General features: G+C 70.4%; 24 protein-coding genes. 16 read left to right on the forward strand and 8 right to left on the reverse strand.

Annotated features, from left to right (window positions below; translation table 11 throughout):
- The first annotated feature begins 438 nt into the window (after window positions 1–438).
- Window positions 439–1,740, forward strand: a complete 1,302-nt coding sequence (locus AB0H82_RS35890) for a glutamine synthetase family protein (RefSeq protein ID WP_362999758.1) — start codon at window positions 439–441, stop codon at window positions 1,738–1,740.
- Window positions 1,724–3,016 (forward strand): cytochrome P450, encoded by a 1,293-nt coding sequence (locus AB0H82_RS35895; protein ID WP_362999736.1) that lies wholly within the window; start codon window positions 1,724–1,726, stop codon window positions 3,014–3,016. Before AB0H82_RS35890 ends, AB0H82_RS35895 begins: the two co-directional genes overlap by 17 nt.
- A 31-nt stretch (window positions 3,017–3,047) precedes the next feature.
- Here the strand turns inward: AB0H82_RS35895 and dusB are convergent, their stop codons facing one another.
- Together dusB and AB0H82_RS35905 are read right to left on the reverse strand one after the other, a co-directional pair.
- A complete protein-coding gene (dusB, locus tag AB0H82_RS35900; protein WP_362999737.1) occupies window positions 3,048–4,187 on the reverse strand; it encodes a tRNA dihydrouridine synthase DusB in 1,140 nt (379 codons plus the stop codon).
- 72 nt (window positions 4,188–4,259) lie between these two features.
- Complete coding sequence (locus AB0H82_RS35905) at window positions 4,260–5,162, reverse strand: helix-turn-helix transcriptional regulator (RefSeq protein ID WP_362999738.1); 903 nt, start codon at window positions 5,160–5,162, stop codon at window positions 4,260–4,262.
- A 101-nt stretch (window positions 5,163–5,263) separates the two neighbouring features.
- Here AB0H82_RS35905 and AB0H82_RS35910 point away from each other — a divergent pair, with 101 nt between their 5' ends.
- From AB0H82_RS35910 to AB0H82_RS35925, 4 genes are all read left to right on the forward strand, one after another.
- The gene (locus AB0H82_RS35910) at window positions 5,264–6,748 is read left to right on the forward strand and encodes an MFS transporter (RefSeq protein ID WP_362999739.1); all 1,485 of its coding nucleotides are present in this window, start codon (window positions 5,264–5,266) and stop codon (window positions 6,746–6,748) included.
- A gap of 271 nt (window positions 6,749–7,019) precedes the next feature.
- Window positions 7,020–8,441, forward strand: a complete 1,422-nt coding sequence (locus tag AB0H82_RS35915) for an MFS transporter (RefSeq protein ID WP_362999759.1) — start codon at window positions 7,020–7,022, stop codon at window positions 8,439–8,441.
- Between the two features lie 76 nt (window positions 8,442–8,517).
- Window positions 8,518–9,534: an aldo/keto reductase gene (locus AB0H82_RS35920; protein WP_362999740.1), complete on the forward strand. Its 1,017-nt coding sequence runs from the start codon at window positions 8,518–8,520 to the stop codon at window positions 9,532–9,534.
- 24 nt (window positions 9,535–9,558) lie between these two features.
- Window positions 9,559–10,146, forward strand: a complete 588-nt coding sequence (locus tag AB0H82_RS35925) for a TetR family transcriptional regulator (protein WP_362999741.1) — start codon at window positions 9,559–9,561, stop codon at window positions 10,144–10,146.
- A 48-nt stretch (window positions 10,147–10,194) separates the two neighbouring features.
- On the opposite strand, the gene AB0H82_RS35930 is transcribed toward AB0H82_RS35925, so the two are convergent.
- Window positions 10,195–10,527, reverse strand: a complete 333-nt coding sequence (locus AB0H82_RS35930) for a hypothetical protein (protein WP_362999742.1) — start codon at window positions 10,525–10,527, stop codon at window positions 10,195–10,197.
- A gap of 84 nt (window positions 10,528–10,611) precedes the next feature.
- Here AB0H82_RS35930 and AB0H82_RS35935 point away from each other — a divergent pair, with 84 nt between their 5' ends.
- The 4 genes from AB0H82_RS35935 to AB0H82_RS35950 all read left to right on the forward strand — a co-directional run bounded on the left by AB0H82_RS35935 (window position 10,612) and on the right by AB0H82_RS35950 (window position 14,031).
- Complete coding sequence (locus tag AB0H82_RS35935; RefSeq protein ID WP_362999743.1) at window positions 10,612–11,082, forward strand: hypothetical protein; 471 nt, start codon at window positions 10,612–10,614, stop codon at window positions 11,080–11,082.
- Between the two features lie 232 nt (window positions 11,083–11,314).
- On the forward strand, window positions 11,315–11,590 hold the full coding sequence (locus tag AB0H82_RS35940; RefSeq protein ID WP_362999744.1) for a hypothetical protein: 276 nt from the start codon (window positions 11,315–11,317) through the stop codon (window positions 11,588–11,590).
- A gap of 401 nt (window positions 11,591–11,991) precedes the next feature.
- Window positions 11,992–13,206 (forward strand): helix-turn-helix transcriptional regulator, encoded by a 1,215-nt coding sequence (locus tag AB0H82_RS35945; RefSeq protein WP_362999745.1) that lies wholly within the window; start codon window positions 11,992–11,994, stop codon window positions 13,204–13,206.
- Between the two features lie 135 nt (window positions 13,207–13,341).
- Entirely contained in the window at window positions 13,342–14,031 is a 690-nt protein-coding gene (locus tag AB0H82_RS35950; RefSeq protein WP_362999746.1) for a hypothetical protein, read from the forward strand.
- A 128-nt stretch (window positions 14,032–14,159) separates the two neighbouring features.
- On the opposite strand, the gene AB0H82_RS35955 is transcribed toward AB0H82_RS35950, so the two are convergent.
- Window positions 14,160–14,798: a class I SAM-dependent methyltransferase gene (locus AB0H82_RS35955; RefSeq protein WP_362999747.1), complete on the reverse strand. Its 639-nt coding sequence runs from the start codon at window positions 14,796–14,798 to the stop codon at window positions 14,160–14,162.
- A gap of 64 nt (window positions 14,799–14,862) precedes the next feature.
- A complete protein-coding gene (locus tag AB0H82_RS35960) occupies window positions 14,863–15,561 on the reverse strand; it encodes a nitroreductase (RefSeq protein ID WP_362999748.1) in 699 nt (232 codons plus the stop codon).
- Window positions 15,562–15,676: 115 nt separating this feature from the next.
- Between AB0H82_RS35960 and AB0H82_RS35965 the strand changes: the two genes are divergently transcribed.
- The gene (locus AB0H82_RS35965; RefSeq protein ID WP_362999749.1) at window positions 15,677–16,273 is read left to right on the forward strand and encodes a TetR family transcriptional regulator; all 597 of its coding nucleotides are present in this window, start codon (window positions 15,677–15,679) and stop codon (window positions 16,271–16,273) included.
- A gap of 55 nt (window positions 16,274–16,328) precedes the next feature.
- Here the strand turns inward: AB0H82_RS35965 and AB0H82_RS35970 are convergent, their stop codons facing one another.
- Window positions 16,329–16,754, reverse strand: coding sequence for a hypothetical protein (locus AB0H82_RS35970; protein WP_362999750.1), 426 nt, complete (start codon window positions 16,752–16,754; stop codon window positions 16,329–16,331).
- A 78-nt stretch (window positions 16,755–16,832) separates the two neighbouring features.
- On the opposite strand from AB0H82_RS35970, the gene AB0H82_RS35975 reads away from it, so the two are divergent.
- The gene (locus AB0H82_RS35975; protein WP_362999751.1) at window positions 16,833–17,735 is read left to right on the forward strand and encodes a helix-turn-helix transcriptional regulator; all 903 of its coding nucleotides are present in this window, start codon (window positions 16,833–16,835) and stop codon (window positions 17,733–17,735) included.
- On the opposite strand, the gene AB0H82_RS35980 is transcribed toward AB0H82_RS35975, so the two are convergent.
- Complete coding sequence (locus AB0H82_RS35980) at window positions 17,668–17,883, reverse strand: hypothetical protein (RefSeq protein ID WP_362999752.1); 216 nt, start codon at window positions 17,881–17,883, stop codon at window positions 17,668–17,670. The two genes, AB0H82_RS35975 and AB0H82_RS35980, sit on opposite strands and share 68 nt — an antisense overlap.
- Window positions 17,884–17,961: 78 nt before the next feature.
- A complete protein-coding gene (locus AB0H82_RS35985; RefSeq protein WP_362999753.1) occupies window positions 17,962–19,344 on the reverse strand; it encodes a glycine--tRNA ligase in 1,383 nt (460 codons plus the stop codon).
- 186 nt (window positions 19,345–19,530) lie between these two features.
- Here AB0H82_RS35985 and AB0H82_RS35990 point away from each other — a divergent pair, with 186 nt between their 5' ends.
- The 4 genes from AB0H82_RS35990 (at window position 19,531) to AB0H82_RS36005 (ending at window position 22,703) form a co-directional block, all read left to right on the forward strand.
- Window positions 19,531–20,514 carry a metal ABC transporter substrate-binding protein gene (locus AB0H82_RS35990; RefSeq protein WP_362999754.1) on the forward strand — a complete coding sequence of 328 codons (984 nt, stop codon included), beginning with the start codon at window positions 19,531–19,533 and terminating at the stop codon, window positions 20,512–20,514.
- A 29-nt stretch (window positions 20,515–20,543) separates the two neighbouring features.
- Window positions 20,544–21,326, forward strand: a complete 783-nt coding sequence (locus tag AB0H82_RS35995) for a metal ABC transporter ATP-binding protein (RefSeq protein WP_362999755.1) — start codon at window positions 20,544–20,546, stop codon at window positions 21,324–21,326.
- 13 nt (window positions 21,327–21,339) lie between these two features.
- Window positions 21,340–22,230, forward strand: coding sequence for a metal ABC transporter permease (locus AB0H82_RS36000; RefSeq protein ID WP_362999756.1), 891 nt, complete (start codon window positions 21,340–21,342; stop codon window positions 22,228–22,230).
- Between the two features lie 71 nt (window positions 22,231–22,301).
- Window positions 22,302–22,703 carry a transcriptional repressor gene (locus tag AB0H82_RS36005; RefSeq protein ID WP_362999757.1) on the forward strand — a complete coding sequence of 134 codons (402 nt, stop codon included), beginning with the start codon at window positions 22,302–22,304 and terminating at the stop codon, window positions 22,701–22,703.
- Window positions 22,704–22,845: the final 142 nt, after the last annotated feature.

Raw genomic sequence — 22,845 nt, forward strand, 5'->3', positions numbered from 1 at the left:
GGTGGGTGGGTGGGAGACATCCGCCGCGAAGCGGCGGGCTAGTTGCCCCTACCCCCGCAGGACGTCGCGGGGCAAACGGGTGGGTGGGTGGGAGACATCCGCCGCGAAGCGGCGGGCTAGTTGCCCCTACCCCGGCAGGGCGGCACAGGGCGGCGCAGGACACCCCCGGGCCCCGCCCCCGCCCCCGCGGGACAGCGCAGGGCAACAAGACAACCGCCCCGCCACCCCCCACCACCCCCCTCCCGAAGGAAAGTTGACCGGAGCGTGCCCCCTTGCGGCAGCCCCCCACCCTCCCTACCGTTTGAGGTCAAACAAAAAACCCGCGCATCGCACCCCAGAAAGGCTGGGCCACGGGTGAGTGAAGCGAGCGCACCATCCCAAGGTGGGGGGACCCCCGTCGCGAAAACCGTCGAGGCCCTCCGCACGGCCGGCACCGACATCGTCCGCATCATCTACCCCGACCTCCTCGGAGCGGACCGCGGACGCGACGTCCTCGTCGGGCAGTTGCCGGCCGCCTGCGGGCACGGGCTCACCTTCTGCCGCGCCGTCTACCACACCACCCCCAGGGGCGACGTCGTCCCCGTCGCGGGGGGACTCGACGCGGGGCTCCCCGACATCTGCGTACGACCGGATCTGCGGACGCTCAAACCGCTGCCGTGGGAGCCGGGGGTCGCCTGGTGTCTGGGCGACAGTCTCGATCCGCTCACGGGAGCGCCCGTCGCCGAGTCGCCCCGCGCCCTGCTGCGGCGGGTCCTCGACCGGGCGGGTGAGTACGTGGGCGACGACGGGATCTCCGTCGTCGTCGGCCCCGAGCTGGAGTACTTCCTGTGCGACGCCTCGCCCGCCGCCGCGTCGGGCTGGGTCCCCTACGGCGGCGCCACGGGGAACGTGTACAGCGCCGGGCGGCGCGGCGACCCGGACGGTCATCTGCTGCGTACGCTGCGGCTGTTGGGCGAGCTCGGCATCGGCGTCATCGCGGGGAACCACGAGTTCGACGGCGGGCAGTTCGAGATCAATCTCGATCACTCCGAGGCCCTGGACGCCGCCGACCGCGCCTTCTTCTTCAAGGCCGCCGTCAAAGAGGCCGCCCGCCACGAGGGGCGGCTCGCGACCTTCATGGCCAAGCCCTTCAACGGGCTCGGCGGGTCCGGGTTCCACGCACATCTGTCACTGGTCGACGCCGACGGGCGGAACGTCTTCGACGATCCGCGGGCCGGCGGCGGGCTCTCCGCCACCGCCCGGCACGCCGTCGGCGGCGTCCTGCGGCACGCGCCGGCGCTCACCGCCCTGCTGAATCCGACCGTCAACTCCTACAAGCGCTTCGGGCCCGACACCCTCGCCCCCTGGCTGATCGACTGGGGTTTCGACAACCGCAGCGCCATGGTCCGCATACCGCCCGAGCGCGGCGCGGGGACCCGGCTGGAGCTGCGTCTCGGCGACGCGTCCGCCAACCCCTATCTCCTGGTGGCGGGCACCGTCGCCGCCGTGCTGCTCGGGGTGCGCGACAAGACCGAACCGCCCGCCGCGCTGGAGGGTTACGGATACGACGAGACCTCGGCGGCCCGGCTGCCCGCGACCCTCCCCGCCGCCCTCGACGCCCTGGAAGCCGACGAGGCGCTCACCGGGCTGCTCGGCGACGGCTTCGTCCGCGCCTTCCTGACGTACAAGCGCAATGAGGTCGAGCGGTATCAACTGGCCGTCACTGATTGGGAGTTCGGTGAGTATGCGTTCCTCATATGAGCGGGTCGGCCGGGCTCCGGGCGGGGTCCTTTCCCTCGCCGATGTCGACCTCGCCGACAACGACCGGTTCACCGACCGGGAGCTGCCCTGGCGGATGTTCGACGTGCTGCGTCGCGAGGATCCCGTCCACTGGCAGCCCGAGCCTCCGCCCAACTCCGGTTTCTGGGCGGTCACCCGGCACGCCGACATCGTGCGGGTCGACCGCGACCCCGAGACCTTCACCTCCGAGAGGTTCACCAACCTGGAGGAGGTGGACGAGGACTACATCGCCCTGCGCCGTTCGCTGTTGGAGACCGACGGGCTGCGGCACCGGGCCATGCGGCTCATCCTGCAGAAGCGGTTCACGCCGCGGGCCGTCGCGACGTACGAGACGTTCCTGCGCGGGCTCACGGCGCGCACGCTCGACGCCGCCCTGCCCAAGGGGACGTTCGACTTCGTGCGGGAGGTGTCCGCCGACTTTCCCATCAATGTGCTCGCCCGCATGCTCGACGTGCCCGCGGAGGACACGCAGCGGCTCATCGACTGGGGCAACCGCATCATCGGCAACACCGACCCCGATTACGCCGATGTGCTGCTGGAGAGCGAGGAGAGCGGGAAGTATCGGAATCTTCCCTTTCGGTCGCCTGCCGCTCTTGAAGTCTTCGCGTACGGGAGGGAGTTGGCCGCCCGGCGGCGGGGCGGGAGCGGGGACGACCTCGTGAGCGCCCTGGTGAACAGCTCGCCCCGGGACGGCGTACCGCTCTCCGCCACCGACTTCGACAACTACTTCCTGCTGCTCGTCGTCGCAGGGAACGAGACCACCCGGCACGCCATCTCGCACTCCATGCTCGCCCTCATCGAGCATCCGGCGGAGCGCGCGCGGCTCGTCCGCGATCCCTCGCTCATACCGGGCGCCGTCGAGGAGTGCCTGCGGTGGGCCTCACCCGTCTACCACTTCCGGCGGACGGCGACCCGGGACGTCGAGCTCGGCGGCAAGCGGATCAGGGCGGGCGACAAGGTCGTGCTGTGGTTCGCCTCCGGCAACCGCGACGAGGACGTCTTCCCCGATCCGTACCGCTTCGACGTCACCCGCGAGAACAACGACCACGTCACCTTCGGCAAGGGCAGCCCGCACTTCTGCCTCGGCAACTCCCTCGCCCGCCTGGAGATGCGGGTCATGTTCGAGGAGCTGCTGCCGCGGCTCGCGGACATCCGGGTCGCCGGGGAGGTGCGGCGCGTGCGGTCCAACTTCGTCAACGGGATCAAGGAGCTGCCCGTGACCGTGACGCTCGCCTAGGGCGTGGCCGGCTTCTGTCGGAAAGTGCTGGTCAGCCGCCCGACGTGTCCAGTTCCGCTTCCTCGCCGACGCCCGCGCAGTCGTAGGGGTCCTTCAGCCAGCCGTCCGGCAGCACCACGCGGTTGTTGCCGGACGTGCGGCCGCGCGGGCCGTCCGCGCCCGCCGGCCACTCCTGGTCGAGGTCCAACTCGGCGAGCCCGTCCTCCAGTTCGGCGAGCGACGACGTGATGGCGAGGCGCTTGCGCATCTCCGAGCCGACCGCGAAGCCCTTCAGGTACCACGCCACGTGCTTGCGGAAGTCGATGACGCCGCGCGCCTCGTCGCCGATCCACTCGCCGAGGAGCGTGGCGTGGCGCAGCATGACGGCCGAGACCTCGCGCAGGTTCGGCGCCTTGGGCGCGCCCGTGCCCTCGAAGGCGGCGACCAGGTCGCCGAAGAGCCAGGGGCGGCCCAGGCAGCCGCGGCCCACGACGACGCCGTCGCAGCCGGTCTCGTTCATCATGCGGACCGCGTCGGCGGCCGACCAGATGTCGCCGTTGCCGAGCACGGGGATCTCGGGGACGTGCTCCTTGAGGCGGGCGATGGCGTCCCAGTCGGCCGTGCCGCCGTAGTGCTGGGCGGCCGTCCTGCCGTGCAGCGCGATGGCCGTCACGCCCTCCTCGACCGCGATGCGGCCCGCGTCCAGGAAGGTGATGTGGTCGTCGTCGATGCCCTTGCGCATCTTCATGGTGACGGGGAGGTCCCCGGCGCCGCTGACGGCCTCGCGGAGGATGGCGCGGAGCAGCGGGCGCTTGTACGGGAGTGCGGAGCCGCCGCCCTTGCGGGTGACCTTGGGGACGGGGCAGCCGAAGTTCAGGTCGATGTGGTCGGCCAGGTCCTCTTCCGCGATCATGCGGACGGCCTTGCCGACGGTCGCCGGGTCGACGCCGTACAGCTGGATCGAGCGGGGCTTCTCCGTCTCGTCGAAGTGGATCAGCTGCATCGTCTTCTCGTTGCGCTCCACCAGGGCGCGCGTGGTGATCATCTCGCTGACGAAGAGGCCCTTGCCGCCGCTGAACTCCCGGCAGAGCGTCCGGAACGGCGCGTTCGTGATGCCCGCCATGGGGGCGAGCACGACGGGCGGCTGCACGGTGTGCGGGCCGATCGACAGGGGCTGCGGCTGGGACGGCATCGATGATCTCCGGGACGGACGACGGGACCCTCTATTGTCCCTCACTCCTCAGGCGGCCGGCGCCCGCGTCTTTCAGGCCTCCGCGGAGAGCTCCGCAAGGCGCTCCAGGCGTTCCAGGCGCTCTTCCGTCTCGTCGTCGGCGGGGACGTACGCGATCAGGCGGTACGCCTGCATGAGCGGGGCCATCCACAGCATGCGGTGCTCCAGGCGGAGCAGGCCGACCCGCGGGTGCTGATAGCGCTTGACGTGCGGCGCCATGGTCGCCACCTCGTGCCGCTCCCACAGCTCGCGGAACTCGGCGGACGCCCCGGCCAGCCGGTCGCGCAGCTCCTTCCAGGCGGGTTCAGCCCCGTGCTCGGCCATGGAGCCGCGGAACTTGGCGACCAGGTCGCGCAGCATCTCGTCCCGGTCGAGGAAGGTCTCCCGCCAGCTCCGGCTGGTGGCGAGGAGCCACAGGCAGTTGCGGTCGCGCGGCTCCATCGCGTCGAAGTCGCCGAAGACGTGGGTCCAGGAGCGGTTGTACGCGAGGACGTCGTAGCGGCCGTTCTGCACGGTGGCCGGGTAGGGGCCGAGGCGGCGCATCAGCCGGCGTACCTCGGCGGAGAGCGCCGTGCACTCCGCCTCCGGGCGCGGGTCGACGGCTCCGGCGAGCGCGAAGAGGTGGGCGCGCTCGCTGGGGTCCATCAGGAGGGCCCGTGCGATCGCGTCGATGACCTGCGCGGACACCTTGATGGAGCGCGCCTGCTCCAGCCACGTGTACCAGGTGACGCCCACGCAGGCCAGCTGCGCGACCTCCTCGCGGCGCAGGCCCGGCGTGCGGCGGCGGGCGCCGCGGGGCAGGCCGACCTGCTCGGGCGTGACGCGTTCGCGGCGACTGCGGAGGAAGGCGGCGAGCTCCTGGCGGCGGATGTCGGCGGCGGCGGGTGCGGTGGCGGGAGCGGCTGTGGTGGCGGGTCCGGCTGCGGTGGCGGTCACCCATCCAGGCTGCGGCATCGCGCAGCCTGTTTCCAGGTTCGCCTGGTACCAGGATAAGGACACTCTGGTACCCCTCTGAGGGCCGGAACATCGTCGTATCCGTGACTTTCACGACCAACACCAACACCAACACCAACAACACCGACACCGACACCGACACCAGCACGTTCCGCGCCACCGGCGCCGCCGCTCCCCCCGCCCCCTCTCCCCTGACCTCCCTCGGCCTCCTCACCGTCCTCCTCGGCGCTTCCCTCTCCAGCATCGACTTCTTCATCGTCAACATCGCCCTGCCCAGCATCGAACGCGACCTGCACGCCTCCCCCGCCACGCTGGAGATGGTCGTCGCGGGTTACGCGGTGGCGTACGCCGTACTGCTCGTCCTCGGCGGCCGGCTCGGCGACACGTACGGGCGCAGGAAACTCTTCCTGTGGGGCGTGGCCGCCTTCGGCCTGACCTCGCTGGCCTGCGGACTCGCGCCCGGCGCGTGGTGGCTGGTGGGGGCGCGCGTGGCGCAGGGCGCCGCGTCCGCGCTGATGCTGCCGCAGGTCCTCGGCACGATCCACGCGACGACGCGGGGCGAGCGGCGGGCCAGGACCGTCGCGCTGTACGGCGCCGTGAGCGGTGTCGCGGGTCTGCTCGGGCAGGCCCTCGGCGGTGCCCTGGTCGCCGCGGACCTGGGCGGCACGGGCTGGCGCGCGGTGTTCCTCGTCAACGTGCCGATCGCGGTGGTGGCTCTGCTCGTCGGGGTGCGGGCGGTGCCGGACAGCCGCGCCGAGCGGCCCGTACGGGGCGACGTCCTCGGCACCGTCCTGTTCGCCGGCGCGCTGACCGCGCTCCTGCTGCCCCTGACGGAGGGCCGCGCGACGGGCTGGCCGCTGTGGTCCGTACTCCTGCTGGTCGCCGCGCCGCTGCTCGGCTGGGCGTTCGGGGCCGTGGAGAGCCGCGCCGAGCACACCGGCGGCAGCCCGCTGCTGCCGCCGTCGCTGCTGCGCGAGCCGGCCGTGCGCAAGAGTCTCGTCCTCGGCCTGCCGATCTTCCTCGGCTTCAGCGGCTTCATGTTCGGCTTCGCGATCGTCCTCCAGCAGGGGCTGGGTTACGGGGCGCTGAAGGCGGGCCTGACCGTGATCCCGATGGGCCTCACGCAGATCCCGGCGTCGATGCTCGTGCCGCGCCTGGTCCGCCGCTGGGGCACCCGCGCGATGACCCGGGCCGCCCTGGTCCACGCCACGGGCCTCGCGGTGCTCGCGGCGACGGTGCTGTGGGCTCCGTGGCCCGGCCTGAACCCGTTGGCCCTCGCTCCCGGCCTGCTCCTGTGCGGCGCCGGCCAGGGCATCCAGCTCGCCCTCTACTACCGCGTCGCACTCGCGGCCGTACCCGCCGCACGGGCGGGCGCGGGCAGCGGCCTCGCCGCGACGGTCCAGCAGTCGTGCCTGGCGGTGGGGGTGGCGACGATCGGCTCGCTCTTCCTGGCGCTGATCCCCGACATCGGCATACGGAACGCGTTCGTGACGGCCCTCGGGGTGCAGTTGGCGGGGCTGCTCGGGCTGGCGCTGCTCAGCCTGCGGTTGCCGCGGCGGCTGGCCTGACGGCCGGGGGCGGCTGACCTGACGGCTGGGTCGGCTGGCCGGGGCGACCCGGTGCCCCCTCGTCGTACCGCCCTGCCGCCCCGCTGCCGCACCGCCGTACCGTCCCGCCGCCGTACCGCCCCGCTGCCGCACCGCCGTACCGTCCCGCCGCCGTACCGCCCCGCTGCCGCACCGACCGCCGTACCGTCGAAAGATGCCCGATGAACTCACCCGCGGCCATCACGATGAGCACCCCCACCGCCATCGCGATGAGCTCCCCCACCGCCGGCGCATGCTCGTCCTCGCGATCTGCTGCACGAGCCTGCTCATCGTCACCCTCGACAACACGGTCCTGAACGTCGCGCTGCCCACCCTGCAGAAGGAGTTCGACGCGAGCGTCTCGGGCATGCAGTGGACGGTCGACGCGTACACGCTCGTCCTCGCCTCGCTCCTCATGCTGGCGGGCTCGACCGCCGACCGGATCGGCCGCCGCAAGGTCTTCGTGACGGGCCTGGTCGTCTTCACCCTCGGCTCGGCGCTCTGCTCGCTGGCGCCCAGCCTCGAACTCCTCGTGGTCTTCCGCATGGTGCAGGCGGTCGGCGGGTCCATGCTGAACCCGGTCGCGATGTCGATCATCACCAATACGTTCACCGACCCGCGCGAGCGGGCCCGCGCCATCGGTGTCTGGGGCGGCGTCGCGGGCATCTCCATGGCGGCGGGCCCGCTGGTCGGCGGGGTGCTCGTGGACACGGTCGGCTGGCGCTCGATCTTCCTGGTCAACCTGCCGGTGGGCCTCGCCGCGCTCCTCCTCACCCTGCGGTACGTCCCCGAGTCGCGCGCCCCGAAGCCGCGCCGCCCGGACCCCGTCGGGCAGCTCCTCGTGATCACGCTGCTCGGCGCGCTGACGTTCGCGATCATCGAGGCGCCGCGCGCCGGCTGGACGTCACCGCTGATTCTCGGCTCCGCGGCCGTCGCGGCGGCCGGCCTCGCCGGACTGCTCCGGTACGAGCCGCGCCGCGCCCAGCCCCTCATCGACCTGCGCTTCTTCCGGTCGGCGCCGTTCAGCGGCGCGACGGTCATCGCGGTCTGCGCCTTCGCCTCCCTCAGCGGCTTCCTCTTCCTCTCGACGCTCTACCTCCAGGACGTACGTGGTCTCGACGCGCTGCACGCCGGGTTGTGGATGCTGCCGATCGCGGCCATGGCGCTGGTCTGCGGTCCGCTGTCGGGCCGCCTGGTGGGCAGCCGCGGCCCGCGCGTCCCGCTGCTGATCGCGGGCGTGACGATGACGGCGTCGGGGATCCTCTTCGCCGCGTTCGAGGCGGAGTCCACGGGCGGGGCGCGGCTGCTCGGCTACCTCCTCTTCGGCCTCGGCTTCGGCTTCGTGAACGCGCCGATCACCAACACGGCCGTCTCCGGGATGCCGCGCGCCCAGGCGGGCGTCGCGGCGGCGGTCGCCTCCACGAGCCGCCAGATCGGCACGACCCTCGGCGTAGCGGTGATCGGCGCGGTCCTGGCGTCGGGCATCACGTCGTCCTCGTACGCGAAGGACTTCACGGAGGCGAGCCGCCCGGCCTGGTGGATCATCGCGGGCTGCGGCCTCGCGGTGCTGGTGCTGGGGGCGGTGACGAGCGGGCGGTGGGCGCGGGGGTCGGCGCGGAGGGCGGCGGAGCGGCTGGAGGAGGAGACGCGGCCGGAGGCACTGGCGGACACCTGACCAGTGGTGGATGTGACATGACGGATGACAGATGACAGATATTGAAATCTGTCATCTGTCATGTCATGGTGGACGCATGCGTACTCTCACTCTCGGCACGACCGGCCCCCAGACCTCCGCCCTCGGCCTCGGCTGCATGGGCATGTCCGCGCTCTATGGGGAGGCGGACCGCACGGAGTCGATCGCGACGATCCACGCCGCCCTGGAAGCGGGCATCACGCTCCTCGACACCGGCGACTTCTACGCGATGGGCCACAACGAACTACTGATCGGCGAGGCCCTGCGCACTGCGCCCCCCGCCCACCGCGAACAGGCCCTCACCAGCGTCAAGTTCGGCGCCCTGCGCGACCCGGACGGCAGCTGGTCGGGTTACGACGGCCGCCCGTCAGCGGTCAAGAACTTCGCCGCGTACTCCCTCCAGCGCCTCGGCGTCGACCACATCGACGTCTACCGCATCGCCCGTATCGACCCGGACGTCCCGGTCGAGGAGACGGTGGGCGCCATCGCGGAGCTGGTGGAGAAGGGGTACGTGCGGCACATCGGCCTCTCCGAGGTCGGCGCCGCGACGATCCGCCGGGCGGCGGCGACGGCCCCCATCTCGGACCTCCAGATCGAGTACTCCTTGATCTCGCGCGGTATCGAGTCCGAGATCCTGCCGACGGTCGCCGAACTGGGCATCGGCGTGACGGCGTACGGGGTCCTCTCCCGCGGCCTGATCTCCGGCCACTTCACCCGCGACCGCAAGCTGGCCGCGAACGACTTCCGCGCGATGAGCCCCCGCTTCCAGGGCGAGAACCTCGACCGCAATCTCGACCTGGTGGACGCCCTGCGGAAGATCGCCGAGCAGAAGGGCGTGAGCGTCGCGCAGACCGCGATCGCGTGGGTGCTGGCGCAGGGACCGCGGCACGGGGCGTCGATCGTGCCACTGGTGGGCGCCCGTACGCGCACCCGCCTGGACGAGGCGCTCGCCGCCCTGGACGTCACACTCGACGCCACCGACCTGGCCGCGATCGAAGCAGCCGTCCCCGCGGACGCGGCGGCGGGCGCCCGCTACCCGGACTCCCAGATGGCACACCTCGACAGCGAGCACTGATCCGTCCCCGGGTACGGTCTAGCCATGGCAGCAACCGCGGCTCCCCTGACCCCCGAGCGCATCCTCGAAGCGACCGAGGAGGTGCTGCGCAGGCACGGCGCGGCCAAGGCCACGGTCGTCGACGTGGCCCGCGCCCTCGGGGTCAGCCACGGCACGGTGTACCGCCACTTCCGTACGAAGACGGAGCTGCGCGGCGCGGTGACGCGGCGCTGGCTGGACCGTACGTCGGAGACGCTCTCCGGAATCGTCACCGGCACGGAGCCCCCCGAGGCGAAGCTCCGCCACTGGCTGGCGGCCCTCTTCGACGCGAAACAGCACAAGGCCGGCGACGACCCGGAACTCTTCGCCACGTACTCGGTACTGGTAGACGAGAACAGCGACGTGGTGGACGACCACATCGCCGACCTCACATCCCAGCTCACGACAATCATCCAAGAGGGCGTGGACCGGGGCGCCTTCACGTCCCCCGACCCCACCCTGTCGGCCCGCGCCGTCTTCGACGCGACGGCCCGCTTCCACGACCCGGCGTACGCGACGCACTGGTCCCGCCCGGGAATCGAGGCCGCGTTCACGGCGGTCCTGGACCTCACGCTACGAGGTTTGCGCGCCTGACCTGACCTCTCAGTGGGGTCCATCGGTCAAACCCACGGGACCGTCGGGCTACCGGCGGCCGACCAACCGAGGATCCACCCCACCCTGCCGCACAATGATCTCCACGACGCCATTGTCGGGCCCCGCCCCAGCACTTCGGAGGGCACGCCGCACAGCACCAACAGCGGTATCGGCTGCCACGCCGGGCGTCTCGGCCTTGACCTGCAAGGTGGCTCCCACCGAGAAGAAATCCTCGGCGAAGCCGTTGGATGTGGCCATCGGCACGCACTCGTACTCCGGCTCGCCCGCCATCGCATCGAGCATGCCCTCTTGCAGAACCGCCCACTCGCCGTCGGTGACATCCAGCAACAGCTGAACATCAACTTCCCAGTCCTTGCTCACGACGGGGCCACACTCCTTCAGATCCACCTACTCGGGACCGTAACATCGCGGGCTTCACCCCCAGGAACGCCCTACGGTGCATCCATGTGGACGACACTTGCGGCGACCCTCTTAGGAGCATTCATAGCCACCGGCTCGTCGCTACTGATCGAGTCGCGCCGGGACAAGCGGGCCGCAGTCGCCGAGTGGCGACAGGCACGCCGCGAACTGTACGGATCGTTCCTCACCGAACTCACGAAGGTCCGCAGCGAGTTGTGGACGATCAGCCGAGATAACCAAATGGCGGACCAAGAGCGGGAAGTGGCGGCTCGATCACTCTTCGCCGGATGCTACGAGCAGCGCTATCAGCTTGAGGTCTTCGCACCGCGGAGCGTTGTGGAGCCAGCCCTGGACTACTTCCGCAGCATGCGCCGCCTTCGCGACGCCATAGGACGTGGCCTGCGCTGGGAAGACGCCGAACGCCCCACTCACAACGACGCCGTGGTCCAAGCCCTGCACGCCACCCGAGACGCGATGCGCCTGGACATGAGGACTGACGCGATGCGTACCGAGTGACGCTCATGTGGGCCATCCAGACGCGTTTTTCGAACGCGCGCTTCCAAGAGGAACATACGTACTTGAACGACGCAGAGTGCAATACCTGTGGGAGAGCGCGAACCGATGACATTCGCTCCCCGGTTCCTCCATAACACTTTCCACCAGGGTGTGCCGTAGGTCACACTTGAGACCTGGTCAAGCAAGGGGGAACCATGAGCGGTTCACATCTCAATGCTCCATTCAAGCCCGAATGTACGCGAAGACGCTGCACAAGGTGATTTGGATCGCCGCGATCGTGGTGTCAGCCGGCCTGCTGACGCCGCCGCTGTTTTTCATCGCAGCCAAGAAGCGACTTGTCAGCATGGCAGTGCCAGTGACCTACGCAGTAATCATCTACGGCGCGGTCATCGTGGCGACGATCCTCGGCAACTCGAAGAACTGGGAAGGCCTCGTTCTCACCATCACACTGATTTTCGCCGCCGTACACGCCGCCATCCTCGATACCGACTGGAAGCCGGGAAGGTGACCTTTTAGGCGCCGAGTCCAGCGAAGAACTCCTGCGGTATGGCGTAGCTGTACTTGATTGCTGTACCGCAGAGCCGGGTGCCGACAGGGATGTCATCTCGCGCCCACAAGAGGGGCGCCAGAATTTGGATGGCCGGGCGCAGGCCGGGCCGGGGGCGGGCCAAGGGCAAGGAGCCCAGCGAGCCGCCTTGAGCCAGTGAGAAGGTTGTAACTCAGCTCGTATGGTCGCGGGCGACAAGGTCGCCTAAACGGGGTTCGGCGATCCCGGGCGATCGGTTCGCCTGACCGCAGCCCTCTTGTTCGATCCCGTGGGTAGTCAGTCGCGGTCGCCCGCTCCAGAGTCGTTGCCTCCGCACCACCTGTAGTGCTTCGCCCGGTTGGAGAGCCGCGTACCTTGGCTGGGTGGGAAACGATGACTTGGGGCGGAATCTGCGGCGGCTGCGGCGGTTGGCGTCGTTGACGCAGGAGGAGTTGGCCGAGCGGTCCGGCGTGTGTGTGGATGTGATCCGGCAGCTTGAGCAGCGGCGGAAGCATTCGGCCCGGTTGCCCACGTTGCACGCGTTGGCGAACGGGCTCGGTGTGGAGCTGACGACGCTTCTGGGGGACCCGCCGGCCGTCTCCTCGACCGGGGAGAACGACGGGCCGCGCTTCGTGGCAGTGCGGCGCGCCATCATGCCCGTGCTCGGGGGGCCGGAGCCGGAGCCGCCTGGGCCCGGCTTCTCGCTCGACGTTCTGCGGGAGCAGATCGCGGAGGGGTGGACGCAGTACCACGCGGCCGAGTTCGACACCGTGATGAAGGCACTGCCCGACATGATCGCGGATGCGCGCACAGCCACCGTCTCGGGGGACCAGGATGACCGGGACGTTGGGTTTGCCGCGTTGGGGAAGGCACTTCAGCTCGCCGGGCACGTTGCCGTGCGGATGGGGAAGACCGACCTCGCGCTCATCAGCCTGGAGCGGGCCATCGACGCGGCGGACCGCTCCCGCGATCCTCTGCTGCGGCCCATAATCGTCAACTCCGTGGCGTGGACCTATCAGAGGCAAGGCCGGCTCGGTGATGCGTTGAGCGTTGCCCTGCGTGCTGCGGACGCCATCGCGGGCGGTGGCTTTACGGAGAGCGCCGACGGTCTGAAGGTCTGGGGCGCGCTGACCATGTCCGCGGCCACATCCGCCGCACGCAGCAACGACTACCAGCGAGCAGCGGAGTTGATGGAGCACGCCGAGCAGGAAGCCAAGCGGGTGACCAAGTTGCCGCCGGGCAGCGACAGCCGCATGGTCAGCGTGTTCAGTCCGTCATCGGTTCGTATCGAGCGTGTCCGGCTGGCCGTTCAGTACGGTCGCCCCCAGGAGGCCCTGACGCTGGCCAAGGGCATGCGTCTTGGCAAGGACGTGCCCGCGTCCTGGCGGACCTGGCTGCTGTTGGATGTGGCCCGGGCCCACACCGACCTCGGCGACGCGGCCGACGCGGTGAAGGCCCTGGAGTCGCTCCACCGCGTGGCGCCCTCCTGGATGCAGCACCACACCCTGGCCGTCGCCATCGTGCGCGACCTGTGGGCGCTCCCCCATCACCCGCCGGGACTGCGGCAGTTGGCAGAGCTCCTGGGCGTCGCCGAGTAGCACCGCCGGATAGCGTCGTGAAAGTAGGACGCCACGTCCCTGTCACGGCGTGTGGCAGGCCGGTTCCATGAGTGGGTCAGCGCTCGGGCATCGCGCGAACGGTGTCCGGGCACGGCCGACCAGCAAGGAGTCGACGTGGCCGACAGGATGAGCCGACCGCCGAGTACGGAAAGTACAGCCCCAGCTCCGGCCCGGGCTCCAGCTCCGGCGGCGACTCTGAGCGCATGGTTCGCGCACAGCCAGCTCGGCCCCGAGCAGGCCTGCCGGGAGTGGGCGGAATCCGGTGTCGCGCTCTTGCCGCTCGGCGGCCGGTTCGATGCCGTCCGCCTTCCCGAGGCATTGGTACAGGCGGCCGTCGGTGTCACCGCTCCGCAGGTGGTCGCCGCCCGCCTCGCCTGGCTCATCAAAGGGCCGGTCGTCTACGACGGCCGCACACTGGGTGGCAGCTACTACACCCTGATGAAACCGTGCCGCGACCGTGTGTGGAAGCACCAGGACTGCGCCCCGAGGCTGAGCCGCGGCACCTACCTCGGCGTGCCGCGGCTCGACCGCACCGAGCCGCCCGGCCCGTACTGGATCATGCGGCCGCGCTTCCAGGGCGACCTGTGCGAGCCCGCCGCCGTGGCGGCCCTCATCGGCCTCGGGCAGAACGCCGACGCCCCAGCGGCACGCCGCCGTGCGGAGCTCGTCTACCAGAGCTACCTCGCACACCTGGACCACTGCTCCGCGTGTCAGACAGAGACAGGTCCATGCGGCGACGGAGAACGGATGCGACGCTCACTTCGGGCCGTACGAAGGGCCCGCTCGGGAGCAGATACGTCCTGAGCCGGTCGGCCGTTGATCAGCACTCCGAGCCCGGCTGAAGGCATTGGCCAGGCCTCACCGACCGGCCGCCCGCATGGGCAGCAGAAGACCCGTCCGTGCGCCCGGGCCGACGGGCCAACGGGCCGGTCTCACCCCTTGCGCATCAACAAACACCCCCGCCGGAACCGCTCCCCCTCCCCCGGCTCACGCAGCATGCGGCCCAGTTCGGTGAAGTCTGCCTTGCGGGCGAGGTCCGCCAGGGCGTCGATCGGCCAGCGGTACGCCGTTGTCACCTTGTGGTCGAAGGGGGTGAGCGGGGCGCCCTCCGATTCGAAGAAGGCGAGCAGGAGGTGGCCGCCCGGGGCTAGTACGCGGTGGAACTCCGCCAGGTACGTGGCCACGTCCGGCTCGGGGGCGTGGATCAGGGAGTACCAGGACACCGCGCCGCGCAGTTCGCCGTCCGGCAGGTCGAGCGCGTCCATGGAGCCGACCTCGAACCGTATGTCCGGGTAGGTCTCGCGGGCCAGGTCGACCATCGTCGGAGACAGGTCGATGCCGAAGACGTCCAGGCCCAGCTCGCGGAGGAGGGCGGTCACCGGGCCGGGGCCGCAGCCCAACTCCGCTACTGGGCCCGCGGCTTCGGTCCGCACATGGCCGGCGAACGCCGTGAGCATCGCGTGGTCCAGGGAAGGGCTGCGGAGGTCATCGCGGGGCAGCCCCGCGTACACGGGGGCGATGGCGTCGTAGGCGTCCGCCGTCGTACTGAGGTGGGTGGAGGATGCAGTCACGAGGCAGCACCCTAGAGCCTCCCTCTGACAGTCCGACATTCAGCACGGACGCCGCGGGCGGGCGCTACGCGTGGAAGGCCGTCGTCGCCTCCAGCGCGGCCCGCCCCGCCGTGACTCGGTTCACCGGCGCGCTCTCGTCCGCGTAGCCGAAGGAGACGCCCACCAACAATCGCCCTTCGGTCACGTCGAGTTCGTTCCGGACCGTGTCGGCGTAGAAGCTGAGCAGGCCCTGCGGGCAGCTGGCCACGCCGTATGCCGCCATGGCCAGGAGCAGCGTCTGCAGGTAGGCGCCGACGTCGGCGGCCAGTCGCGGTCCGCCGTCGCCGGTGACGAACAGGAACGCGGCATGTGGTGCGCCGTAGAAGCGCAGGCTCTCCGCGTCGTAGGCCGCGCGTGCCGCGTGGTCGTCGGGGCCGATGCCCAGGGCTCCGTACAGGTCCGCGCCGAACGCTGCCCGCCGCTCCTGGTGGACGGCGGCGTACATGCCCTCGGAGTACGGGAAGTCGGCCGAGGTGCGCTGTTCGGCGTGGGCCGCCCGCAACGCGCCCGCCAGGCGTTCGCGCTTCGTGCCGCTGACCACCTCGACCCGCCACGGCTGCGCGTTGGAGTTGGACGGTGCGGCGCCGGCGAGAGAGAAGATCGCGCGCATCGTGTCGTCCGGCACGGCTTCGGAGCGGAACGCGCGCGTCGCGTGACGGCCCCGTATCAGCTTCTCCGCGTAGTCGCTCAGCTCGGTGGAAGCCGTGAAAGCCAGCCCGCTCATGGAACTCTCCCTCTCTCAAAACCTAAGGGCGCCATAGGTAAACGTTTGCGTTTACCTACGGCGCACTGTAGCCCAACCGCCTCTCCCGAAGTAAACGGGAACGTATACTTCCCTCATGAGTACGGTGACGACGGCCGCTCGGCGGCAAGGGCGCGGCGGACGCGAGCGCATCCTGGCCGCCGCCGCCCAACTGTTCGCGGCCCAAGGGATCAACGCGACCGGCATGGAACAGGTCGCCGAGCAGGCACCGGTGTCCAAGCGCACCCTCTACGCGCACTTCCGGACCAAGAGCGACCTCGTCATCGCCCATCTGCAAGACCTCGCCTCGTCCGGCGGGACGCTGGAGAGCGCGCTGACGCGCGAGGACATTCCGGCGCGAGAGCGGATCCTCGCGCTGTTCGTCCTGCCCGCGGCGGACGCGGCCCCGGTGCGGGGATGCCCGTTCATCGACGCCGCGGCCGAGTTTCCCGACCCGCAGAGCGCGGTCCACTCCTACGCCCGCGAACAGAAGCTGCTGATGGTGCGGCTGGTGACCGGATTGGTGACGGAACTGGGCTGTCGCCAGCCCGCCGCACTCGCCGAACAGCTCGTCACTCTCGCGGACGGGGCCGCCAGCCGCGCCATGGTGCTGGGCGACGCGGACTACGGGCGGCACGCACGGGCCGCGGCAGAGGTCCTTCTCGACCATGCCCTGCCGGGCAGCACGGGCTGACCGACGAGGACGACCTCCGCCCCCCCCGGCCCCCTGCCCCCTGCCCCCTGGCGCCCTACAGCCCCTCCTCCGTCGGTCTGTGTTCCACGTATTCGATGACCGTGCCGTCCCGGTGGCGGGCCGTGAAGCCCGAGCCCGTGGGGACCTTGATCAGGGGGTCCGTGATCTCCGCGCCCTCCGCCGCCAGGCGGGTCAGGTACGCCTGGGCCGAGTCCACGAGCAGTGTGCCGTCAACGGCGCGGAAGGGGGCCAGAGTTTCCGCCGCGCCCTCGATCAGGAGGAACGCGCCGACCACCGCCAGGTTCAGCCCCTTCTCGGGGTACGCGAACCACATGTCCCGTTCCGTGTTGAGCAGGCGCTCGTAGGACGACGCCAGCGCGTCCAGCGTGCCGGGGCCCGTGTAGACGCGGATGAAGGGGCGGGGTGTGGTCAGGTCGGAGGAGTCGTTGCGGTGGCGCCACATGGTGGGGGTTTTCGTCATGGGTTCAGCCTCGGGCCGGGCGGGTGCCACAACCAGACAGGCGTTCATGGGGGTGACTCCTGGTCATACGCTGGGCACATGGCGACCACGACGGCGACCAGCGCGACAACGAAAAGCCTCAGCCAGGGACTTGGCGGGTTTCTGCGCGCCCATCGCGAGCGGCTCTCCCCCGGCGACCTCGGGCTGCCGCACACCGCCCGCCGCCGCACCCCGGGGCTGCGCCGCGAGGAAGTCGCCGCGCTGGCCGGTGTCTCCGTCGCCTGGTACACCTGGCTGGAGCAGGGGCGCGTGGACGCCTCCCGGCAGGTGCTCGACGCCGTCGCCCGTGCCCTGCGCCTCGACGACGCCTCCCACCGGCATGTCCTCGCCCTCGCCGGATTCGCCCCCAGGGCAGCGGAGCCGCGCGCCTCGTACGATCCGAACCTCCGCGGCCTGCTCGACAGTTGGCCCGACAGTCCGGCGCTGCTCCTCGGCCCCGCCCACGACATCCTCGCCTGGAACCGCGCGTACACCGACGTATGGCCCGACCCCGCGCAACTCCCCGAGGAGCAGCGGAATGTGCTGCTCCTGCTCGTGGGGGACGAACGGCACCAACAGGTGCTGCCCGGCTGGGAGTCCGTCGCCATGGACCTCTACCGGCACCTGCGCACCCGCGCGGACCGCCGCCCCGAGGACGAGGGCTTCCGGCGGCTCACCAGCCGGCTGCGGTCGGCGCGGCCGGACCTGGACGACTGGTGGGACTGCCGCTCCGTAGGGGACTTCACCCCAAGGACCGTGACCGTGACCGTCGAGGTCACACGGCAAAGCGACCCCACGCCCCGCCCCTACGCCATGAACCTGCTGCTCACCCCGCAGCCGCAGGACACCACCATCCTCGTGATGACCCCCAAGGCCCCCAAGGTCCCCAAGACCCCTACGACGCCGGAGTCGACGGATCCACCGTCGCCTGATGCTCCCGCGTCAGGTGCTCCTCGGCCTTGAGCCACGGCAGGAACTGCGCCTTCGTGCGCCACCCGCAGGTCACGCAGCTCAACTGCCGCTGCATGCCCGCCTTCTGGACCTCGACGACGTGCTCTCGCCCGTGTTGGTCCCATCGTCGTACGCGGCTCGTGGTCGTGGGGGTAGGCATGCGCCTCAGTGTGCACGGAAGCCCCCGGTTCCATAACCCGGAACCGGGGGCTTCCCCCAACTGATGTCAGTCGATGCGTCAGCAGCCCACGAGACGCGTCGCGAGGTAGCCCTCGATCTGGTCGAGGGACACGCGCTCCTGCTTCATGGTGTCGCGCTCGCGCACCGTCACCGCGTTGTCGTCGAGGGTGTCGAAGTCGACGGTCACGCAGTACGGCGTGCCGATCTCGTCCTGGCGGCGGTAGCGGCGGCCGATGGCGCCCGCGTCGTCGAACTCGATGTTCCAGTTCTGGCGGAGGGCGGTGGCCAGACCCTTGGCCTTCGGGGAGAGCTCCGGGTTACGGGAAAGCGGAAGCACCGCGACCTTGACCGGCGCGATGCGGTGGTCGAAGCGCATGACCGTCCGCTTCTCCAGCTTGCCCTTGGCGTTCGGGGCCTCGTCCTCGATGTAGGAGTCCAGCAAGAACGCCAGCATCGTACGGCCGACGCCGGCCGCGGGCTCGATGACGTACGGAGTCCAGCGCTCGCCGGCCTCCTGGTCGAAGTACGAGAGGTCCTGGCCGGAGGCCTTGGAGTGCGCGGTCAGGTCGTAGTCGGTGCGGTTGGCGACGCCCTCCAGCTCGCCCCACTCGCTGCCGCCGAACTGGAAGCGGTACTCGATGTCAGCGGTGCGCTTGGAGTAGTGGGAGAGCTTCTCCTTCGGGTGCTCGTACCACCGCATGTTCTCCTCGCGCAGGCCCAGGCCGGTGTACCAGTTCCAGCGCTGCTCCATCCAGTACTCCTGCCACTTCTCGTCCTCGCCCGGCTTGACGAAGAACTCCATCTCCATCTGCTCGAACTCGCGGGTGCGGAAGATGAAGTTGCCGGGCGTGATCTCGTTGCGGAAGGACTTGCCCATCTGCGCGATGCCGAAGGGCGGCTTGCGGCGCGAGGTCTGCTGGACCTGGCCGAAGTTGGTGAAGATGCCCTGCGCGGTCTCGGGGCGCAGGTAGGCGACGGAGCCGCTGTCCTGCGTGGGGCCGAGGTGCGTGGCGAGCATGCCGGAGAACTGCTTGGGCTCGGTGAACTGGCCCTTGGTGCCGCAGTTGGGGCAGTTGATGTCCGCGAGGCCGTTGGCCGGCGGGCGGTTGTGCTTGGCCTCGTAAGCCTCTTCCAGGTGGTCGGCGCGGTGGCGCTTGTGACAGGAGAGGCACTCGGTGAGCGGGTCGGAGAAGGTCGCGACGTGGCCGGAGGCCTGCCAGACCTCGCTCGCCAGGATCACCGACGAGTCGATGCCGACAACGTCCTCGCGCGAGGTGACCATGTAGCGCCACCACTGGCGCTTGAGGTTCTCCTTCAGCTCGACGCCCAGCGGTCCGTAGTCCCAGGCGGCGCGCTGACCGCCGTAGATCTCACTGCAGGGGAAAACGAAGCCACGGCGCTTGCTGAGGCTGACGATGGTGTCGATCTTGTCGGCGGCCACGGTGCTCTCTTCATTACGACGGCGGACGAAGCAAGTGCTGCCGGAGCAGCGGCTTCGGGAGCGAATGCTTCAGGTTACCGGCGGCCTTACCCCCCTAATCAAATCGGTTCCCCGCACATGCCCGCCCGCACCCCGTCACGGGGGCCTTGTTGACAATCGTTTCCACATTTGTTGAAAATGAGTGTCATGAACGTACGACGACGTCTGATACCCACCGCCGCCCTCGCCTCCGCCACGGTCCTCGGTCTCACCGCGCTGACCGCCTGCTCCACCTCCGCCGCGGACGACAAGGACGGCAAGCTGGACGTCGTGGCGTCGTTCTACCCCATGCAGTACCTCGCGGAGCAGATAGGCGGCGGCCACGTCTCCGTCACCACGCTCACCGAGGCCGGCCAGGAGCCGCACGACCTCGACGTCTCCGCCAAGCAGCGCGGCGAGCTCGAAGAGTCCGACGTCGCCCTCTACCTCAAGGGCCTGCAGCCCGCCGTCGACGACGCGATCGACCAGTCCGGCATCGAGACCAAGGTCGACGCCGCCTCGCTGACCAGCGAGAAGAAGCACGGCAACGAGGTCGGCGGGCACGCCGACGAGCATGCGGAGGGCGAGGAGGAGGGGCACGAAGGGCACGGCCACGAGCACTCCCACGAAGGCGCCGACCCCCACATCTGGCTCGACCCCGTGAAGTACGCCGAGGTCGCCGAGGGCGTCGGCAAGGCCCTCCAGAAGGCCGACCCGGACAACGCGGCGACGTACGAGAAGAACACCGCGAAGCTCGTGAAGAAGCTGAACGGCCTGGACAAGTCCTTCGAGGACGGCCTGAAGAACACCAGGAACAAGGTCTTCATCACCACCCACGCCGCCTTCGGCTACCTCGCCGAGCGCTACGGCCTCACCGAGGAGGCCATCAGCGGCCTCGACCCCGAGGGCGAGCCCAGCGCCAAGCGCGTCAAGGACCTCCAGAAGATGGCGAAGGCCGACGGGGTCACCACGGTCTTCTACGAGACGCTCGTCAGCGACAAGACGGCGAAGACCCTGGCCAAGGACGCGGGCCTCAAGACCGATGTGCTCGACCCCGTCGAGGGCATCACCGACGACTCCAAGGGCGAGGACTACATCCAGGTCATGGAGTCCAACCTGAAGGCCCTGCAGAAGGCCCTGGGCGCCAAGTGACACCCCCTGTGGTTACGGAGGCACGAGCCATGAGCACCCACGACGACACCGGCGAAGCCGTCATATCCCTGCGCAAGGTGACGGCCGAGCTCGGCTCGCGCCCCGTGCTGCGCGGCATCGACCTCACCGTGCGCCGCGGCGAGGTCGTCGCCCTGCTCGGCGCCAACGGCTCGGGCAAGTCCACCGCCGTGCGCACGGTCATCGGGCAGGTCCCCGTCACCGGCGGCGACGTCGAGATCTTCGGCACCCCGCGCCGCCGCTTCCGCGACTGGGCCCGCGTCGGGTACGTCCCGCAGCGCACCACCGCCGCGGGCGGCGTGCCCGCCACCATCACCGAGGTCGTCGCCTCCGGGCGGCTCTCCCGTGCCCGCCTCGGCATCCTGCGCAAGGCCGACCGCGCGGCCGTCGCCCGCGCCATCGACCTGGTGGGCCTCACCGACCGCGCCAAGGACTCCGTCAACGCGCTCTCCGGCGGCCAGCACCAGCGGGTCCTGATCGCCCGCGCGCTGGCCTCCGAGCCCGAGCTGCTGATCATGGACGAGCCGATGGCGGGCGTCGACCTGGCCAGCCAGGAGGTCCTCGCGGCCACCCTGCGCCAGCAGGTCGCGGCCGGCACCTCCGTCCTCCTCGTCCTGCACGAGCTCGGCCCCCTGGAGCCGCTGATCGACCGCGCCGTGGTGCTGCGCGACGGCTGCGTGACGCACGACGGGCCGCCACCGCGCGCCGTCGGCCAGCACGCGCTGCCCGGCCACGACCACGTCCACCCGCACACCGCCGACGCGGAGCCGGTCCGTACCGGCCTGCTCACCTGAGGACGCGAGAGCCATGGAAATCCTCGACTACGCCTTCATGCAGCGGGCCCTGCTCGCCGCCGTCCTGGTCGGCATCACCGCGCCCGCCGTCGGCATCTACCTCGTCCAGCGCCGCCAGGCCCTGATGGGCGACGGCATCGGCCACGTCGCGATGACCGGTGTCGGCCTCGGCTTCCTGCTCTCCACGTCTCCGGTGTGGATGGCGACGGCGGTGGCGATCGTCGGCGCCGTCGTCATGGAGCTGATCCGCTGGTACGGCAAGACGCGCGGCGACATCGCCCTGGCGATGCTGTTCTACGGCGGCATGGCGGGCGGCGTCATGTTCATCAACCTCGCCCCCGGCGGCTCGAACGCGAACCTCCAGTCGTACCTCTTCGGCTCGCTCTCGACGGTCTCCGAGGAGGACGTCTCGGCGATCTGCCTGCTCGCCGGCTTTGTGGTTCTCGTCACGGTCGGGCTGCGCCGTCAGCTCTTCGCGGTCAGCCAGGACGAGGAGTTCGCGCGCGTCACGGGCCTGCCGGTGCGCGCCCTGAACCTGCTCACCGCCGTCACCGCGGCGGTCACGGTCACCGTCGCCATGCGGGTCGTGGGCCTGCTCCTGGTCTCCGCGCTGATGGTGGTGCCGGTGGCGGCCGCGCAGCAGCTCACCAAGAGCTTCGCGGTGACCTTCGTGGTCGCGGTGGCGATCGGCGTCGCGGTGACGCTCGGCGGCACCGTCACCTCGTACTACCAGGACGTGCCGCCCGGCGCGACGATCGTGCTCCTCACCATCGGCGTCTTCATCGTCCTGACGGTCCTCGCGACGCCGCTGGCCAGGCGCAGAGCGCGGGCCGCGGCCGCCGCTGAGGCGGCCGGCGATCCCGCGGAGTGCTCGGTACCGGCCCAGCCGGTGGTCAAGGCCTGACCCGGCTCCGGGCCGACCTGGCACAATGGCCCGGCAAGGCCCAGACCAGAGCGTGACGCGAGGAGGCAACCGTGGGAGCCCCGGTTCGAGGCAGGTCGACCCGCCAGCGTGCGGCGGTGGCCGCGGCACTCGACGACGTGGACGAGTTCCGCAGCGCCCAGGAGCTGCACGACATGCTCAAGCACAAGGGCGACTCGGTCGGTCTGACCACGGTCTACCGCACCCTCCAGTCCCTCGCCGACGCCGGCGAGGTCGACGCCCTGCGCACCAACGACGGCGAGACGGTCTACCGCCGCTGCTCGACCGGCGACCACCACCATCACCTGGTCTGCCGCGTCTGCGGCAAGGCCGTCGAGGTCGAGGGCCCCGCGGTCGAGAAGTGGGCCGAGGCGATCGCCGCGGAGCACGGCTTCGTGAACGTGGCGCACACGGTGGAGATCTTCGGCACGTGCCAGGAGTGCGCGAGCAAGTAGCGGTACGCATGTGACGCGGTACGCATGTGAGTGGGCCCGCACCGTCAGCGCACGGCTGGGGCCATGTGGAGTGCCGGGACACCGCCGACGCCTGACGCCGGGCGGACACGGTCGACGTCCGGCACCGCCTACCAGTCGAATG

The sequence above is a fragment of the Streptomyces sp. NPDC050732 genome (assembly GCF_040654255.1).
Lineage (GTDB): Bacteria > Actinomycetota > Actinomycetes > Streptomycetales > Streptomycetaceae > Streptomyces.

Coding starts and splice junctions, on each gene's coding strand:
- AB0H82_RS35895 (WP_362999736.1), top strand. CDS start 1,724: ATGCGTTCCTCATATGAGCGGGTCGGCCGGGCTCCGGGCGGGGTCCTT.
- dusB (WP_362999737.1), bottom strand. CDS start 4,187: ATGCCGTCCCAGCCGCAGCCCCTGTCGATCGGCCCGCACACCGTGCAG.
- AB0H82_RS35915 (WP_362999759.1), top strand. CDS start 7,020: ATGCTCGTCCTCGCGATCTGCTGCACGAGCCTGCTCATCGTCACCCTC.
- AB0H82_RS35920 (WP_362999740.1), top strand. CDS start 8,518: ATGCGTACTCTCACTCTCGGCACGACCGGCCCCCAGACCTCCGCCCTC.
- AB0H82_RS35925 (WP_362999741.1), top strand. CDS start 9,559: ATGGCAGCAACCGCGGCTCCCCTGACCCCCGAGCGCATCCTCGAAGCG.
- AB0H82_RS35935 (WP_362999743.1), top strand. CDS start 10,612: ATGTGGACGACACTTGCGGCGACCCTCTTAGGAGCATTCATAGCCACC.
- AB0H82_RS35940 (WP_362999744.1), top strand. CDS start 11,315: ATGTACGCGAAGACGCTGCACAAGGTGATTTGGATCGCCGCGATCGTG.
- AB0H82_RS35960 (WP_362999748.1), bottom strand. CDS start 15,561: ATGAGCGGGCTGGCTTTCACGGCTTCCACCGAGCTGAGCGACTACGCG.
- AB0H82_RS35965 (WP_362999749.1), top strand. CDS start 15,677: ATGAGTACGGTGACGACGGCCGCTCGGCGGCAAGGGCGCGGCGGACGC.
- AB0H82_RS35970 (WP_362999750.1), bottom strand. CDS start 16,754: ATGACGAAAACCCCCACCATGTGGCGCCACCGCAACGACTCCTCCGAC.
- AB0H82_RS35975 (WP_362999751.1), top strand. CDS start 16,833: ATGGCGACCACGACGGCGACCAGCGCGACAACGAAAAGCCTCAGCCAG.
- AB0H82_RS35980 (WP_362999752.1), bottom strand. CDS start 17,883: ATGCCTACCCCCACGACCACGAGCCGCGTACGACGATGGGACCAACAC.
- AB0H82_RS35990 (WP_362999754.1), top strand. CDS start 19,531: ATGAACGTACGACGACGTCTGATACCCACCGCCGCCCTCGCCTCCGCC.
- AB0H82_RS35995 (WP_362999755.1), top strand. CDS start 20,544: ATGAGCACCCACGACGACACCGGCGAAGCCGTCATATCCCTGCGCAAG.
- AB0H82_RS36000 (WP_362999756.1), top strand. CDS start 21,340: ATGGAAATCCTCGACTACGCCTTCATGCAGCGGGCCCTGCTCGCCGCC.